The sequence below is a fragment of the Rhizobium etli 8C-3 genome (assembly GCF_001908375.1).
GTDB lineage: Bacteria > Pseudomonadota > Alphaproteobacteria > Rhizobiales > Rhizobiaceae > Rhizobium > Rhizobium etli_B.
The window spans coordinates 872,784-889,501 of record NZ_CP017244.1 but is presented as its reverse complement, the minus strand read 5'-3'; the positions used below and the strand labels follow the sequence as shown (position 1 = coordinate 889,501).

Below are 16,718 nucleotides of genomic sequence, written 5' to 3'. Positions count from 1 at the left end.
CGGCACATCCTTTCACTGATCTTGCTGACATGTTGGTTTGCTCCTAACGTCGGGGCCGCGGACGGGCGCCCTGGAGCGTCGTTCTTGGAGAGCTTTGACCGCCTCGACCCCAACTTCTGGTATATTTCAGATGGCTGGACGAACGGTGATCACCAGAACTGCATCTGGTCGGCGAGAATGCTTAAGATTGCAGATGGCTTTGCCTCGCTCATGCTCGCAAAGGACACTATCGATCAGAAGGCCCTGCTATGCGCAGAAATCCAGACGAAGCAGCGCTACGGCTATGGTACCTACGAGGCACGGATAAAGACGGCGACCGGGTCAGGCATCAACTCGGCGTTCTTCTCCTATATTGGCCCCGCCGACCATGAGGAACACGACGAGATTGATTTCGAGGTGCTGGGGAAGAACAGTGCTGCTGTCCAGGTCAACCAATATGTGAAGGCGAAGGGCGGCAACGAAAAGCTCGTTTCGCTCGCCGGTCCGGCCGACGAGGAATTCAACCATTTCGCCTTTACCTGGGAGCCCTCCAGACTGCGGTTCTTCGTAAACGGCCTCCTCGTCAACGAGATTACCGATCCGCTCCGCATTCCGACGGCAAGGCAGAAAATCTTCTTTAGCCTGTGGGGAACCGATACGTTGACAGGCTGGATGGGCCCTTTTGCCTACAAAGGACCGGTGATCATGCAGGTCGACTGGGTGAGCTTTACCGCTACGGGCGAAAGATGTCTGTTTGCAGGCTCTGTGACCTGCGACGGCACGATCACCGTCAGCGCCCCTGCAAATCAGCAGGAGAACCTTTGATGGCGCCTGTGTTTTACCTGGTCCACGATCTGTACGATCCCACTTGGCGAAAGCCGCCTCGCAAGACATCAGGTCACTTTCCGATCATTTCGTCATTTGCCATACAGGATTGAACGCGATGAATAAGCACGGGGGCCCAGAAGATTGCTGCTTGATCGTCATTCCATGCCTTAACGAACGAAACTACATCGGTGCGCTTCTGAACGATCTGAGCACGGAGCTTCAAGCGCCGGGCTGGCGCATTGTTGTGGCCGATGGCGGCAGCAAGGACGGCTCGCAGGATATCATTAAGGCCGCCTGCGCCATCGATCCGCGCATCATCTTCCTTGACAATCCGAAGCGCCTGCAAAGTGCGGCGATTAATCTTGCCGTGGCACGCTACGGCCGTGATTTTGACTATTTCGTCCGCATGGACGCCCATGGTCAATATCCGAGGAATTATTGCCAGCAGCTGATTGCCGATGCCGAGATGACCGCTGCTGCCTCCGTCGTCGTCGCCTTGGAGACGACTGGTTTCAACACATTCCAGAAAGCAGCGGCGATTGCACAGAACTCCAAGATCGGCAACGGCGGTTCTGCCCATCGCAACCAATCGACGGGTCGCTACGTCGACCACGGACACCACGCTTTGATGCGCGTCAGCGCCTTTCTCGCCGTTGGAGGCTACGACGAGACCTTTTCCCATAATGAAGATGCCGAACTCGACTTCCGCCTGACGAAGGCCGGCTACAGGATCTGGATCAGCGGCAAGACAAGCATGATCTATCATCCGCGCGCAAGCGTTGGCGCGCTGTTTTGTCAATACCTCAATTACGGCCGCGGACGGGCGCGCAATATTCGCAAACACAAGACGATGCCAGCCTTGCGCCAAATGCTGCCGCTTACAGTCGCGCCCGCCGTTGCCGGCACTGCGCTCGCGCTGTTTTACTGGGCAGCCATCGTCCCAGCTTTCGCCTGGGCGTTCACCTGTATCGGCTATGGTTTTTACCTTCGCGTGCGCCAGCAAATGCCCCACGGACCATTGGCCGGGCTACTTGCTATGGTCATGCATGTAGCCTGGTCAACGGGTTTCTGGCTCGAGATGCTGTCGCTTGGTCCAAGAAGGAGCGTCTCATGAGCCGGCCACTTCTCATCGAAATCGCTGTTTGCACATACCCGTGGGGCTCGCTCAGAGCGGCACGCATCAAGCCAGCGGCAATGGCGCTGCAGACGCCTGTCTCGGCCGTTAGGCGGGTGTCGCAATGAACGAGTTCATAGGCAAGGCAAAGATGATGCAGGAAGCACTACGCCCCTATCTCGGCCCGCCGGGCACGGCCAAGCAGCCGGAAGCCGGCGATGAGAGGTTCATAGACGTCGACCGCCTGATACAGATCGCCAGGCGTCAAGCAAAGCTCGTCGTCCTTTTTGCCGCCATCGGCCTGCTGCTCGGCGTTACCCGTCTGGTGTTTGCAACCTATTATTACACGGCAGGCACGAGCGTCCTCATCGATGACAATCTGAGCCGGTTTGCTGGAGACGTTTCACCGGCACCTGCAAACATGGAATCTGACAAGAAGATCATGAGCCAGGTGGCGATCTTGAGGTCAAGCTCGCTTGCTGCAAAAGTAGTCGACAGACAGAAGCTTTACGAAAAGCGCGAATTCATAAGTCCTCCACTCTCGGTCACCCAGCAGATCAAGGGCCTTGGCAAGATGGCGATGGACGTGTTTGCCGGCATAGGCACAGAGATGGCAGATGCCGATAGCCTCGATGCGCGCAAGGGCACTGCCGTGGCAGTTCTCATGGACAATTTGAGGGTCGAGCAGCAACCGCAGAGTTTCGTGATCGACCTGTACTACACTTCGACGGACCCCACCTTGTCGGCGCAGATCGCTAACGCCTATGCCGAAGCCTATCTGTCAGACAAGCTCGATGCCAATTTCGACGCGTCACAAAGGGCGACGGTCTGGCTGCGCGCTCGGCTGACCGATCTGAAGGACCAGTCGCAGGAGGCGGCCCTGAAGGTCGAACGCTACCGCACGGAAAACGGCCTCACTTCAGCAAAAGGTGCCCTCTTGTCGGAAGAACAGCTCTCCGACATCAGTGGCCAGTACATCCTGGCCCAGGCGGACAGCGCAAAGGCACTCGCGCTTTACAATCAGTACAAAGCGATCGTCGCCGCCGGCCAGCAGACTGCAGTCGACAATGCCGCGACCGTCTCGGAGCAGGAAGGCTCCACAGTCATTTCGACGCTCAGAGCGCGCTACCTGACGGTCATCAAGAGGGCTCAGGAGATCGAAGGCCGTTTCGGCCCCGAACACCCGCAGGCAATCACGCTGCGTAAGGAGCAGGATGACATCGGGCGGCAAATCTTTCTAGAGCTCAAGCAGATGACGGAAAGCTACCGCAATCAGTATGAGGTTGCCCTCTCGCGCGAGGCATCGCTGAAGGAGGGACTGTCGAGGATTACCGGACAAACCTCGGCGGCGAATGAATCGCTCGTGCAATTGAAGGACCTCGAACGCAACGCCGAAGCCATCAGCGACCTCTACAAGACCTATCTGACGAAATATCAGGAAACGGCCCAGAACCAGTCGTTTCCGATATCAGAAGCGCGCGTCATCTCGCCTGCCTCGCCGCCGGCCGAGGCATCCAGCCCCAAGCGCACCCTGACGCTTGGTGGCTCGCTGGTACTCGGCGCGATCTTCGGTATCGGCCTTGGCCTGTGGCGCGAGATTAGGGAAGGCACGTTCCGCCTTGGCGAGGAATTTACGGCGCTCGGCCTGAAGTTCTTCGGTTATCTGCCGCCGATCCCTGGAGCCACGCGTCCCTCCCCCGATGACGAAAGAAAGCTGATCGCCAATCCCGATGTCGAGACCATGCGGTTTGCGGTCAAATCGGGCGGCACCAAGTTTACCGAGACGCTACGGCACGCAAAGATCGTGACCGACACGATGCTTGGCAGCCAGAACTGCAAGGTCATCGGCGTCGTCTCAGTATTGCCTGGCGAAGGCAAGACGACAGTCGCGGCAAACTTTGCGACGCTCGTGGCCTCCAGCCCAGCCAAGGTGCTGATGATCGATGCTGATCTCAGACGCGGATCACTGACGCAGGGTCTTGGCATCCACTTTGAGACCGGCTGGACGGAGGCGCTGGCCGGGGCAACGAGATGGCAAGATACCCTGGTTGTCGATCCGCAGACGGGTGCGAGCCTTCTCGCGACACCGCGCCAGCTTAAGGTCTTCAACACGAGCGAGCTGATCTCAGGTCCTTCCATGGCAGCTCTGTTAGAAGAGGCCCGCTCCATGTTCGACTACATAATCGTTGACCTTCCACCAATCGGGCCAGTCTTCGACGCCAAGGCTTTCGAGCCGTTGGCCGATGGTTTCCTGCTCGTGTCGGAATGGGGAGGCACACCACGAGCCCTTTTGAAGTCAACACTTGAACAAGAGCCGGCAATAGCAGCGAAATTGCTGGGGGTCGTGCTCAACAAGGCAGATCAGGAGAAGCTTTCGACCTATGGCGGCCTTGGCAGTTCCGAGAAGCTCTACTCCCGATATGCGAGCTACTACCTCGAGCAGGGCGAGCCCATCATGAAGGCGCGAGGCCGCAGGCGGCGAAAGTCGCGCGCGCAGCTATCGAAGGAGCTCTAGCGAAACGCGCAAGTAGCACTGATCCGATGCAATGTTGGTGTGAAGCAATTCTGGTTTGCGCCATGCCGATTTTCAATGACAGTTACCAGTTCCGGAGCGTTTGAAAATGAAGATCTTGATCACAGGAAACATGGGCTATGTCGGGCCTGCTGTCGTCTCTCACCTGCGCCGTGCGATGCCTGATTGCTTGCTTGTCGGCGTCGATACTGGCCTTTTCGCGCACTGCCTCACCCAAGCAAACCTGCCTGAGCGTTTGCTTAATAGTCAGGTCTTTGCCGATGTCCGCGATCTGCCTGCCGAGCTATTCGAGGGCGTCGATGCGGTCGTGCATCTGGCAGCCGTTTCCAACGATCCGATGGGTGGCCGCTTTGAGGCAGTGACTGACGAGATTAACCATCGTGCCACACTCAGGACAGCCGAGCTCGCCGCCAGGATGGGCGTCAGAAGCTTTGTATTTGCCTCCAGCTGCTCAATGTACGGTTTTGCCGAGGGCGGCGCGCGCACCGAAGCAGATGATCTTAACCCTCTGACCGCTTATTCGCGCTCGAAGGTTGCGGCCGAGATCGGGCTTGGCGAGATTGCCCGCAACAGCCAGATGACGGTCAGCGCGTTGCGCTTCGCGACTGCGTGCGGCTTTTCGGGACGTACCCGGCTCGATCTCGTCCTTAACGATTTTGTGGCCTCGGCACTGAAGACCGGGCGCGTCTCGGTCCTCTCTGACGGCACGCCCTGGCGTCCGCTCATTCATGTCAACGACATGGCAAGGGCAATCGAATGGGCGCTGCTCAGGCGGGATGGCGCAAACTTTCTGGCCGTCAACGTCGGTTCCGAGGACTGGAACTATCAGGTCCGCGAGCTCGCGGAGGCCGTCGCCGCCTCGGTTGCGGGCACGGTGGTCGAAATCAACAAGGACGCTCCACCGGACCGGCGCTCTTATCGGGTTAATTTCGATCTATACCGGAGTCTGGCACCGGCCCATCAGCCAGAAGTAACGCTTGCAGGCGCTATTGCCGATCTCAAAAACGGCCTTGCTGCGGCGGGCTTGAAGGATCCCGATTACCGCTCTTCCCAACTCGTGCGGTTGAACGTGCTTACACAGGCAATCGACGGCGGCAGCCTTGGTACCGACCTGCGCTACACGGCCAATTCGTCCGACCTTGGTTCCATTCCTGGTTTCAAGGATCCGGCTCTTCAAACGCGCGAAGCCATGTCTGGCTGAACCGGTTCATGTGACACAGTGACTTTAAAACCGCCTATGGCGGGCAACGATTCAAATGACGAGGGACGCAATGAAAGTTGTCATTTTTGCAGGAGGCTACGGGAGCCGTCTTTCGGAGGAGACTACGCTTCGGCCAAAGCCTATGGTCGAGATCGGCGGGCGGCCGATCATCTGGCATATTATGAAGATCTATTCGCACTACGGCTTCAACGACTTCGTTGTGCTTGCCGGTTACAAGGCGGATTACATCAAGGACTACTTCATCAACTATGCGATGATCAACAGCGACTTCACAGTCGACCTAGCGACGGGCGAGTTTAAGTGGCTTCGCCGCGCGCTAGAGCCGTGGAGGGTCACCGTGCTCGATACCGGACTGAACACGATGACTGGCGGACGATTGAGGCGCGCCCGCGACGTCATCGGCGACAGGCGGTTCCTCCTTACCTATGGCGACGGTGTCTCCGATACCGATATCGCTGCAACCATTGAGCTTCATGAGAGGGACGCTAACTGGATCACGCTGACCGCCGTCAGCCAACCGGGCCGCTACGGCGCACTTGGGCTGTCTGACGACGGAACTCGGGTCCATGCCTTCCGCGAAAAACGCATTGGCGATGGCGGTCTGATCAACGGTGGCTTCTTTGTCTGCGAGCCTGACGTCTTCGACCTCATTGAGGGCGATGACACCGTTTGGGAAGAGGGTCCGATGGAAAGAGCGCTTCACATGGGCAAGGTTGGCTCGCACTGGCACCAGGGCTTTTGGCAAAGCATGGATTCGCTGCGAGACAAAATGGTGCTCGAGAAGGCCTGGGAGAGCGGCAATGCGCCATGGAAGCTCTGGGACCCGACGCCGGGGTGAAACGAAGCCTTGATGAGCGATAGGTCGCCTCTGCGGTTTGGCCCACCCGAACCGAAATTGAATAATACCTGCTACGAAATGGAAAATTGCCTGCGAACAGCGCGAACTACAGACTCAATCTGTATCACTTTGTTACATTAAGTATATTTCAATTAAGAAGGATCTTTTTCTATTGCCTTTTCGAACACTTTAGTTACTAATTTCTTAATATTCTGCTTTCGGGGAGCTTCATGATGAAGCATGATATCGATCTAGCCGATGCCTCTATTTTCTCGCATTACACCCAGTGGCCAATGAGGCCATTGGGCGGTTTGCGCAAGAGGGTGTTTGACATTGTCGGCGCCCTGGTTTTGCTCGTCCTGTTTTCCCCGCTGTTCTTGCTGATCGCGATTGCCGTAAAGCTTGATGATCGCGGCCCCGTTCTTTTCGGTCATCAGCGCATTGGCCACAACGGAAAGTCGTTCCGTTGCCTGAAATTCCGGACCATGGTTACCGAGAGCGATGCGCGGCTTGCTGCCTATCTCGCCGAAAACCCCGCCGCCCTTGCTGAATGGGCGACGACGCGCAAGCTGCGTCACGACATCAGGGTAACCGCCACCGGAAAGGTGCTGCGAAAACTCAGTCTCGACGAGCTACCACAACTGCTCAATGTGTTGCGCGGCGATATGAGCCTTGTTGGACCTCGTCCGATCATGGGCGAGGAAATGGTCCGTTACGGTGATCGCGGAAGTCACTACCTTCGCTCGCGCCCCGGTCTCACCGGCAAGTGGCAGGTGAGCGGGCGAAGCGACACGAGCTACGAAGAGCGCGTTCAGCTCGACAGCCAGTATGTTGAGCACTGGTCTTTCGTCGGCGACGTCTGGATCATCCTGAAAACCGTGCCGGTTGTCCTGTTCGCACGGGGTGCCCGCTAGCACGCCCACGCCTTTGCCAGGCGAAGATAGGAAAGAACCATGAGGTTAGTTCGTCAGCTTTCACTTGCCGCGCCTAACGCCATTTACGCGTTACCGCGGCTGTGCCTTGCAATACTTGCCGCAGTCGTCTGTCTTGTTCAACCGGCGTTGCTGTCGGCTGCGCGCGCTGATGCCTACAAGCTTGGAATCATGGACAAGCTGTCCGTCCGCGTGGTCGAATGGCAAACTGCCGAGGGGCAGTTTCGCGAGTGGCCGGGTATTACAGGCGAATACATCGTCGGTCCGAACGGCGATCTCGCTCTGCCGTTTGCCGGTGAGCTGAAGGTCACCGGTCGCTCGACCTCTGAGGTGGCGCACGAGATCGCACGCGCTCTCCAGGAGCGTTTCGGGCTTGCCAATCCGCCCGAAGCTTCGGTAGAGATTCTGGAATTCCGGCCGATTTTCGTAGCTGGCGAAGTCCACACGCCCGGCAAATACCCCTACGATCCGGAGATGACTGTTCTCAAAGCGATTAGCCTTGCGGGCGGCATGCGTCGCGGATTGCACGAAGGTCAGCGGTTCGAACGGGACTTCATCAACGCCAGGGGCAGCTACGAGGTGCTGGTCGCCGAGCGCGCCCGTCTGATGGCGAAGAAGGCGCGACTTGCCTCCGAGGCTGCCGGCAAGGAGAAGATTGCGGTTCCCCAAGACCTTGCCGCCATCGCGCAATCGCAAACGCTGATCGAGGATGAAATAGCAATCATGGAAACGAACCGGAACGCGTTCGACCTTCGCCTCAAAGGGCTTGATGAGCTGCAAACCCTCTACAGCAACGAAATCACCTCGCTCAGCAAGAAGGTCGACAACCAGACACGGCAAGTGGACCTTTACAAGCGGGAGCTTGAAAAGACTGCCAAGCTCGTCGATCAGGGCCTGGCAGTCAGTTCCCGGGCGCTGGGCCTGGAGACGACGCTTGCCGAAACCCAGAGCAACCTGCTCGACCTCGATGCTGCCTCGCTGCGCGCCAAGCAGGAGATGAATAAGGCCGCACTCGACACGATCGATCTGAAGAATGAGCGCAAATCCAAGATTGCGCTCGATATGCAGGAAACGAAGTCGCAGCTTGATGAAAATGCGCTGCAGCTTCAGATGTATCGCCAACTGATGGCAGAGGCGCTGGTGAATGCGCCAATGGCCTCGCAATTGACCGGAGGCGACGCCGACAGGCTCATCAGCTATTCGATCGTGCGCACAGTCGCCAGCAAGATACAGGAGATTCCAGCGACCGAAACGACCCCCGTGCAGCCGGGAGACTTGGTCAAGGTCAGTGTCACCAACGAAAAATCATAGGACTTGGGGTCGGCAGGTCGGCATGCGTATCAGCATCAACGCTTTCTTATCACCCGGACAGAACGCCCCCTTTGCGATCTCTGCTATGATCGCGACGATGTTTTTCATCGCCTATGCGCAACTGTTTGGCTCTGTCTTCATTTTGTTGTTCTATCTCGTGTGGCTGCCTCTTCTTGCCATGGATCCGCGCGCAGTCATCGGAGATCCACGGCCTTTCTACTGGATTTTTGCCTTTTCCATCTTTGCGTGCCTGTCCTTTTTTTGGTCCGCGGTTCCGGGGCTCAGCCTGCGCGGCGGACTCCAATATCTTTCAACGATTGCCTGCGCCTTGATTGCTGCACGGGTCGTGCCTGTAAAGGCGATGGTTTTGGGAATGAGCCTCGGCGCATCGCTGGTGCTGCTCTACTCACTGATGTTTGGACACTTCAGCTACGATCCTCTTGATGGCGTCTACAGCTTCATCGGCGCCTTCGCGTCGAAGAACCAACTCGGCATGTTTGCCGCGCTCGGCGTTTTTGCCTCCTTCTCGCTGGTCTTCATTCTGCGCGTGCAGATGATCTGGCGCATCCTGGCCCTGATGTCCGGCGTCTTCGGCGCCTTTTCGTTGCACGCCGCCCAGTCGGCGACGTCTACGATCACGATCGCCGCAACGATCGCCGTAGCGGTCGCTGCGGTCTTTTTGAAGCGGTTCTCACCGCGACACAGGACTGTCCTCTTCCTGTCTATCGTTCCAGCAGCAGCCGTCGGACTCCTAATTGCGCTGAGTAGCGGGCTGTTCGGCGCCATCCTCGGCGTCTTCGGCAAGGATGCGACCTTGACAGGCCGGACATATCTTTGGCAGCGCGGTATCGAAATCGCACACGACGAACCGATCTTCGGCCTCGGTTTTCAGGGTTTTTGGGTCCAGGGCTTTTCCCAACCGGAGGTCTTGTGGCAGCAATTCTACATTGCCTCGCGTGCGGGCTTTCACTTTCATAATACCTACATCGAGGCCGCGGTCGAACTCGGCTATATCGGGCTGGTCTTGCTCGGCGCCGTTATTCTTGGCCTCCTCGTTGGATACATCAGACGCCTCCTGTCATCAGGCGCGCGAGACGAGGACGTGATCCTCTTCGGTATCGTCATACTGTTCATCGGTCGCTCCTTTTTCGAGGTGGATTTTCTCAACCAGTACACGATCGGAACCTTCCTCATCTACTATTGTGCCGGTGCACTCGCAAAACCGGTCGCGGGAACGGCAAGCAGCGCCTCGGTGCGGTACTATTCTCAATTCGCTGGCAAAGAAGGTTTCCATGTGCCTCGCCGTGGCGGTCACGCTTGACCGCCGAAAAAACCGTGAGGCGACCGATGGAAGGCATTGATCTGGTTCTGTCGACTATCGTCTGCCCGATGTACCACCGTCCGCTCACGAAACGGTCGGCGCGGCGTTGTGTTTCAAATCCTGCCGTATTCCCAAGGGCGGCAAGCTGACGCCGAACCGTCATCAGAAGCACAGGAACGGCGCAAAAGATCTTTGATAGTCAGCTATACGGCGTATCCACAGTATCGTAATAATAAATTGGATTCCAAGCCAAGCCATTGTTGACTAATATCACCTGAACTATAACATAGCTTTAGTTCTTCTTTGGATTTCTTTCGCGTGGTGGAATGTACAATGTCTATGCCACTTGTCGCCGTTGTGACACCGACATATAATGGCGGGCGGTTCTTGGCTGAAACAATGGAATCCGTCCAGCAGCAAGATTGGCCAAATCTTGTTCACGTTGTTCTCGACAACAATAGCAGCGACAATACCGAAGAGATTGTCTCCGCCTATTTGAACAGGCGCATCCCTGTCCTTCGCTTCCGTAATGAAAAAACGCTGGATCAGCGTGCAAACTGGACGCAAGCGTATCGCCTCGTACCCCAGGACGCTGTCTATGTGCGCTATCTCTGCGACGACGACACGATCAGCCCGACGTCGATCTCCAAGATGGCGACACTCGGCGAAACCTTTCCCGATGTCGGAGTCATTGGCAGCCTGCATGACTGCGCGGGTGGCGTTCAAGATTTCTTCTGGCCACCCGGCAAGCCGGTGTTTTCCGGCAAGGAAGCCATGCGTATGGCGCTGCTGCGCCAGGGCATTTTGATGCCGGTCCAGATGATGTGGCGCAAGCGTGTGACTGACGCGCTCGAACCACTTTTCACTGGTGACATGGAAGGCAGTTGGGACCTTGATACGGTATTCCGGATGCTGGCCATCAGCGATTTCGGTTTTGTGCATGAAGCGCTTGGCTTTACCCGTGTTCACGAAAATACGGTAACTGCCTTACATTATGCCGGCAAAACCCGCGCCTGGACGCGCGATGGCCTTGATCTCATCATGCGCCACGGCCCGGTCGCCTTCGGGCCAGACTACCGCCGCCAGCTTCTTACGTTTCGCCGTCACTACGTGCGCCGCATTTTGACCTGGTGGCGCGAAGATCGCGGTCGCGAGCATCTGCAACCGCATTTAGATGCACTGGCAAAGGCCGGCTTTGGTGTTAACGGCCTGCTTGTCGTCGATGCCGTCCTGGACTGGATTTATGTCAAGCTTGGCATGCGCCGCGCCTGGACCGGATACCCGGGCTGGCAATAAGCGGCGAACGTTCGATGAAATGAGACAGGAGCATGAGGCTCCCGCATGGAGGGGTAATGAGTGATCCCGCATTTGAAGGAAATCTGGCATCTCCTACCATGGGCGCCTTGCCGATGAAGACTGCCAGTTTGCGGTCAATCACCGGGGGCCTGAACGGCCGCCCCCTTGCCGAACCTCTACTTGAGGCAGCAATGCAGCGATACAGCCGCCCGCGCCCGCCAGCATCGGAGGTGGCAATCGCCTTTGGACTCGATACCACTTACCTGCCGCATGCAGCTGTTGTGCTGGCATCGCTTATCGCTAACGCACCGGGCGCAAAATTCCGTTTTCTGGTGGTCCATGATGGCATTTCCCCCCAGGCCCGTTCGACCTTTGAACGCTGCGGCGAAGGGCATCGTTTTGATTGGCTGGAGATCAAAGGCTCAAGCGTCCTTGGAATGCCCGGCAAACGCCATATCAGCCGCGCCGGCTACTACCGACTGATGCTTGCCGAACTTGCCCCGCCAGATATCGATCGGGTCCTTTATCTCGATGCCGACCTCGTCGTCATGGGTGATGTTCGCGAACTCTATGCATCCGATCTGGGAGAGCATGCAATTGGCGCGGTCTGCGACGTCGGCATGGATGGCGAGGTGTTCGCCGAGCGCTTTCAGCTGCAGCCCCAGCGTCTTGGCTACTTCAATTCCGGTGTGCTGTTGATGGATCTCGCCAAGCTGCGTGCCAGTGACGATCTTTCCAAAGTGATTACCGTTTTGGAAACGCGTATCGACGACATGGAATATGGTGATCAGTGCGCGCTGAACGTTGTCTTCTGGAGCCGATGGAAACAGCTTGACATATTGTGGAACGTCCAACGCCGCATGCTGATGCCGCAGGAAGGAAAGCCCTGCTATGCAACCGCTGCCGAGATAAAAAAAGGGCGCCGACCAAAGATCATCCACTTCACCGAGCACAACAAACCCTGGTCGACGGACGGATGGCATCCGTTGATCTGGACCTATTATCGCTACCTGAAGAAGACCCCTTATCGGGCCCAGGTCCTCAAGCTTGGCGAGGTCCACTTCGTCAAGGATCTGCGTCGGAAAATCAAGACCATCGTCAACTGGTACCGGTTGCAGGCGTGAGGCAGACCTGGATTTCCAGGCGCACATGCTTGATCATGACCCGCAGCGGCGCAACGGCGCCGGCTACACCTTGCACAAATGAGATGGTCCATGTCTGAAACGTCGCTGGCAACGGCACTTCGAAATGGCATTGCCTGGAACACCATCAACGCGATCTTTTCGCAGAGCGCCGGTTTTGTCATCTTCCTGGTTCTTGCGCGCATGCTGGAACCGGCCATCTTCGGAGCAGTCGCGCTCTCTGCTGTTGTTGCCGACTTCATTGCCAATGACGGCCGCTATGCCGGCATGGATGCGATCCTGCAGCGTGGGGACTTCGACAAGAAGAGCTTGAACGCAGCCTTCATTTCCCTTTCCTTGGTCGCCTCCCCCTTCGCGCTCTTTCTGGTCATGGCTGGACCTATGATCGCGAGCTTTGAGGACGCGCCGCTGGTCGGCTACTATATGCCGATTTTCGGGCTCCTCCTGCTTTTTACGCCGTGGCTGTCGGTGATGGATGCGCTCATAATGCGCGAACTGGGCTTCAAGACGTTTGCCAAGCGCAATATGATTTCGACCCTTGCGGGCGGTATCGCCGGCATCACCTTGGCATTCTCACCGCTGGCGATTTGGGCGCTACCTGCCCAACGCATTGTTTCGACAATGGCCGTTGTTGTCTTTGAGTTCCGTCATACCGCTTGGCTTCCCGGGCGTCATATGGAAAAGGGCGCGTGCCGCGACATTCTTCGCCGCTTCCTGCCTCTGTGGATGGTCGCCGCCATTAACATATCCATGCAACGCGCCGCCGTGCTGGTCTTCGGTATCCGCTTCGATGGCGCGACCGTCGGTCTCTTCCGGGCGGCCGATAGGATCAGCGAGTCGCTGCAAAATCCCCTGGTCAGCCCGCTCTTTGCGCTTTGGTTTCCTTTGATGAGCAAGGTGCGCGGCAACCTTGCGGCGGAACGCGAAGTGTTTACCGCCATCATACGCACCGCTGCCTTCGTGACACTGCCGGTCTTTACCGGACTGATCGTTGTCGCCGATGATGCGGTGGCTTTGCTGTTGCCCTCTTCCTATGCAGGGGTTGCGCCCATTCTTCGCGCTGTGGCGATCACCTCGCTGATGATCCCGATCGTCTGGTTCAACCCCATTGCAATGAACGCGCTTGGCTTGAACCGCATGTCGCTGCAATATTCCACCCTGGTTGCCCTGACGTGTATCGGTGCGCTCGTCGTCATACCGACAGGCACGCCGGGCGCGGCGATTTTGGTGATGTCGTCGCCGGCGCTCGTCTATGGTGTGATCGGCAATATGTTGTTGCTGCGCCGGCTGAACCTGCCGGCGAAGGTGCATTACATGGGGCTCGCGCCGGCCGCAGCGGCGGCACTCGCCATGGGCATCATCGTCTATTATGTGCAAGCAACAGCAATGGTTGGGATGCAACCCTCCTTCCGCCTCGCGAGCTCGGCGAGCCTTGGCATGGTCATCTATTTCGGCTGGCTAACCTGCTTCAGCCGAGGCTGGATGATCGAGCGTATCCAGCTCCTGCGTGGACAAGGAAGATGACGCTCTCCTTCAAAGCCAGGTGACAGTCCCGGCGCAAGCTTCACCGTCTATCCTTCTCTCATGCGAAAGCGGAGAGCGAGATGAAGAAAGCGACGTTGCTGAATGCCACCGGGCTTTCCCTGCTCCTCTGGCTCTTTATCCTGCTCGCGATTGCCTGTCTGCTGCGCTAGCGCAAGCAGAAAGGATCGGCGCGCCAAGAGCTGCTCCGGGCTTGCCTTTTTCAATGGATAGAAATTGGCAGATCGTATGCATGAATAAACCTGAGGCATTTGTGTCTCATTATCCAGATAGCGTAACATCATGAGCCTAAAATCGAAGTTTTTATCTGGCCTTTAGTCGGATATGTCTTCATATTGTTAGCGCTTCTACGGATGGTATAGTGATGTTACTCAATGATACCGTGTTTCCTGCCGTTCAGGCAGCATCAATCTGCATACTTGACAGACTTTTGGTCAGCGAGAGCGCTGAATTATCATTTTTGTACTTTCACTATGAGGCTCGCTTCGTCCTTATCATGCGCACAGCAGGTGCGCCGGCAAGGTGCGAAATCATTGAAGATTTCGAAGAAAAGACCGGGGCGGCGGCCGACAATTATTTCCGTGACTTTGCAGCGGCTGTGCTCGAAGTCAGATCCAGCGAGCTTGGACTTTATCTGACATCTGCAATATCTCCGGCAGAGGGCTTGGCAAATGGTGCGGTCGGGATCGCAAGGCGTGCTGGACGACACAGCGACGCGCTCGCCCTGGAAAAGCTGAGCGCCGCAAGCTTCCTGATTGGCCAGTTGCTCAAAACATTCACCGAGATCGCAAACGATGTGCCGCAACACGATGCCCTGCCCGGACTTGTCTTACATCGTGCCCTTGACGCGCTGACCATCCTTTTTGATCTGCGGGTATCTTTGCTGCGCAGCTTCGAGGGTATTGAAGCTTATCGGGAACGACTACTGATCCTGATCATCGCGCTGTCGACAATGGCAGCGAGCGCACAGGAAGCAGAGGCCGTCAGTGTCGAGATCGCGGGCGGGGCAGCAGAAGGATCGGTGACTTTCATCCAAAAGAACGCCACGCTAATGTTTCCGTTCATGAGCGGCCGGGATGCTGCGATCCTAAGGCGCGCCGTCAATGGCCTTGGCGCGCGGCTATCGGTCCAGCGTGATAGTCAGACCAATATTACCCGCGTCCAACTCATGATTCGCTAGTGAGGTTGGCCCCGAAGGCTCCCGGACTTACGCACCAGCACAGTCACGAACCGCGCTGCCTACAGCGGCCTTCTCAATGATCGAGCTGAAACCTTTCATCCTGGAACAGACCACCGATCGCCCGGACCAAAATTTTCAAATCACCAAAAAAACTCCACTGTGCGGCATAGGAAGCAGCCGCCATCTCTCCGTTCTTGACGCCGTCCGCCGTGGCGCAGCAACCGCTGATCATGCCTGGCCTGCAGAACTGTGCCGACACATTGACCCTTTTTACGAAGCCGCGCTCAACGGGCAGCGATGGTGGACCAACGAAGCTCATGTCACCAAGGAGCACGTTGAAAAGTTGCGGCAGGTCATCAAGCCCTGTTCGATGAAGAACTCGTCCAACTGGCGTAAGCAGAATGTCGTCCTTCAGCGTTTCCGTCATGATCCAACTGGCAAGCTCGTCTGGATAGCGCGACAGATGCTGACCCAGCCGGAGGCGCCAGTCGACCGGCAGTTTCCGGAAGCTGTAGCAGTCAAACGCCTCTCCCCCGGCGGATCGCCGTCTTTCCAAGTGAAGGATCGGTCCGCCGTCGGAAAGACGAACAAGTAACGCGATCGCAATCATCAGCGGCAGAAGGCAAATGACAGCCACTCCCGCCAGAACGACGTCAAAAACCCGCTTCTGCGCACCCCCCGCAGGCTGCGGGATGTGACGATCGCCGTGATCACGTGAGGGATTTGCAAATTCGGCATCGTATTTCATTCTGAGGCCTCCACAGCGCCGGCCATTTAAATCGTAGTGATCAGTATTTTCAAGCAGAATCTGATGTATACCTCGAAAGCATGAACTACGTCCTGGAATACCCTACGTTACCGTAGGTAGCGTTACGTCATGAACGATTTACACGACGTCATTCATCTGGCGCATAGACTTCAGATTTGCGCTGATGACTCATTATCTTTCGTTTTGTAATCTTCTATGTTGCCGGTTACTGGCAGGGTCTCGTCATTTGCCGAAAATGTCGTTATCAAAAATGCGTTTAATGACTTTTTAACGATGACATCTTTTTGACATCTTGTCTGTTGAAGGTTTCAAGTGACGCATTAAGCATGGTAACATTGCATCAAAGAACTCAGTTATCTCTGATTATGCGAAGTATTGCGGGACGGTAAAAGAAAGTCCCAAATCAGAGTGTGCGTCGCGAGGCCGGAGGGGGAGTTCATGTACGCACCCAGGGTTTTTGTTTCGATGGCCGCCGTGCTCATCGCCTTCTTTTGCGCGATATTATGGATACAAGGATCCGTCCTCAGCGCATTTGCCGATAGTCTGTTATGCGCTGTGCTGATCCAGTGCGGGTATTTTCTCGGAGTGCTTTTTCTTGTCTGGCACGAGGAGGCGTCCAGGTCTTCTCGCGCCCTTGATATTTCGAACCAGACGGTCCGTCCCCGATCCCGATGAGCTCCGATCCTTTCAAGCAGTCCCCATGACTGTTTC

General features: G+C 56.7%; 15 protein-coding genes. 14 read left to right on the top strand and 1 reads right to left on the bottom strand.

Going from position 1 to position 16,718, the window contains the following annotated elements; all coding sequences use genetic code 11:
- The first annotated feature begins 84 nt into the window (after positions 1 to 84).
- The 13 genes from AM571_RS29150 (at position 85) to AM571_RS29095 (ending at position 15,238) form a co-directional block, all read left to right on the top strand.
- Positions 85 to 804: a family 16 glycosylhydrolase gene (locus AM571_RS29150; RefSeq protein WP_237358658.1), complete on the top strand. Its 720-nt coding sequence runs from the start codon at positions 85 to 87 to the stop codon at positions 802 to 804.
- Between the two features lie 118 nt (positions 805 to 922).
- Entirely contained in the window at positions 923 to 1,921 is a 999-nt protein-coding gene (locus AM571_RS29145; RefSeq protein WP_074064459.1) for a glycosyltransferase family 2 protein, read from the top strand.
- Positions 1,918 to 2,049, top strand: coding sequence for a hypothetical protein (locus tag AM571_RS38080; RefSeq protein WP_257788712.1), 132 nt, complete (start codon positions 1,918 to 1,920; stop codon positions 2,047 to 2,049). The genes AM571_RS29145 and AM571_RS38080 overlap by 4 nt, the downstream gene beginning before the upstream one ends.
- Positions 2,046 to 4,436: an AAA family ATPase gene (locus AM571_RS29140; protein WP_237358657.1), complete on the top strand. Its 2,391-nt coding sequence runs from the start codon at positions 2,046 to 2,048 to the stop codon at positions 4,434 to 4,436. The genes AM571_RS38080 and AM571_RS29140 overlap by 4 nt, the downstream gene beginning before the upstream one ends.
- Before the next feature lie 106 nt (positions 4,437 to 4,542).
- Positions 4,543 to 5,655: an NAD-dependent epimerase/dehydratase family protein gene (locus AM571_RS29135; protein ID WP_074064458.1), complete on the top strand. Its 1,113-nt coding sequence runs from the start codon at positions 4,543 to 4,545 to the stop codon at positions 5,653 to 5,655.
- A gap of 70 nt (positions 5,656 to 5,725) precedes the next feature.
- Positions 5,726 to 6,514 (top strand): glucose-1-phosphate cytidylyltransferase, encoded by a 789-nt coding sequence (gene rfbF / locus AM571_RS29130; protein WP_074064457.1) that lies wholly within the window; start codon positions 5,726 to 5,728, stop codon positions 6,512 to 6,514.
- Positions 6,515 to 6,747: 233 nt separating this feature from the next.
- The gene (locus tag AM571_RS29125) at positions 6,748 to 7,428 is read left to right on the top strand and encodes a sugar transferase (protein WP_074064456.1); all 681 of its coding nucleotides are present in this window, start codon (positions 6,748 to 6,750) and stop codon (positions 7,426 to 7,428) included.
- Positions 7,429 to 7,467: 39 nt separating this feature from the next.
- Positions 7,468 to 8,757 (top strand): polysaccharide biosynthesis/export family protein, encoded by a 1,290-nt coding sequence (locus AM571_RS29120; RefSeq protein ID WP_081377235.1) that lies wholly within the window; start codon positions 7,468 to 7,470, stop codon positions 8,755 to 8,757.
- Between the two features lie 22 nt (positions 8,758 to 8,779).
- Positions 8,780 to 10,078 carry an O-antigen ligase family protein gene (locus AM571_RS29115; protein ID WP_074064455.1) on the top strand — a complete coding sequence of 433 codons (1,299 nt, stop codon included), beginning with the start codon at positions 8,780 to 8,782 and terminating at the stop codon, positions 10,076 to 10,078.
- A gap of 333 nt (positions 10,079 to 10,411) precedes the next feature.
- Positions 10,412 to 11,374, top strand: coding sequence for a glycosyltransferase family A protein (locus tag AM571_RS29110; RefSeq protein WP_081377234.1), 963 nt, complete (start codon positions 10,412 to 10,414; stop codon positions 11,372 to 11,374).
- Between the two features lie 56 nt (positions 11,375 to 11,430).
- A complete protein-coding gene (locus AM571_RS29105; protein WP_196776388.1) occupies positions 11,431 to 12,498 on the top strand; it encodes a glycosyltransferase family 8 protein in 1,068 nt (355 codons plus the stop codon).
- Between the two features lie 90 nt (positions 12,499 to 12,588).
- Positions 12,589 to 14,040, top strand: a complete 1,452-nt coding sequence (locus AM571_RS29100; RefSeq protein WP_196776387.1) for an oligosaccharide flippase family protein — start codon at positions 12,589 to 12,591, stop codon at positions 14,038 to 14,040.
- 382 nt (positions 14,041 to 14,422) lie between these two features.
- Positions 14,423 to 15,238 carry a hypothetical protein gene (locus AM571_RS29095; protein ID WP_074064451.1) on the top strand — a complete coding sequence of 272 codons (816 nt, stop codon included), beginning with the start codon at positions 14,423 to 14,425 and terminating at the stop codon, positions 15,236 to 15,238.
- A gap of 73 nt (positions 15,239 to 15,311) precedes the next feature.
- On the opposite strand, the gene AM571_RS29090 is transcribed toward AM571_RS29095, so the two are convergent.
- A complete protein-coding gene (locus tag AM571_RS29090; protein ID WP_074064450.1) occupies positions 15,312 to 15,986 on the bottom strand; it encodes a sugar transferase in 675 nt (224 codons plus the stop codon).
- Positions 15,987 to 16,445: 459 nt separating this feature from the next.
- On the opposite strand from AM571_RS29090, the gene AM571_RS38575 reads away from it, so the two are divergent.
- Entirely contained in the window at positions 16,446 to 16,682 is a 237-nt protein-coding gene (locus AM571_RS38575; RefSeq protein WP_074064449.1) for an exopolysaccharide production repressor protein, read from the top strand.
- The last annotated feature ends 36 nt before the right edge of the window (positions 16,683 to 16,718 follow it).